The following is a 270-nucleotide window of genomic DNA, read 5'->3' as shown; positions in this document are numbered from 1 at the left end:
ATTCCGGCGGCCACTCTCCTGAGCCTATGATGCGGGGTCGTAGCACACGCCCCAAGAGGCATAAAAGGAGAGTGACCGTGTCGGAGTATGTTGGATTTGATGTTTCGAAGGAAGAGACTTCGTTCTGCGTGAAGGACCGGGATGGGAAGGTCGTTGGTCGTGGCAAGGTTGCAACTGATCCTGTGTCTTTGTTTGAGGCGCTGAAGGCGACCTGCCTTTGTCCTGAGCGGATCGTGATGGAAACGGGCACCTGGGGCCACTGGCTGGTAA

1 pseudogene is annotated in these 270 nt (G+C 56.3%); it reads left to right on the top strand.

The features are described 5' to 3' along the window. Positions 1-77: 77 nt before the first annotated feature. Positions 78-270 (top strand): annotated as a pseudogene (locus tag ACXAIC_RS24890) (IS110 family RNA-guided transposase); the annotation flags it as partial.

Source organism: Roseibium sp. AWQ4_254 (assembly GCF_056161025.1).
The sequence above is the reverse complement of the archived record's forward strand: the minus strand, read 5'-3'. Positions and strand labels throughout refer to the sequence as shown.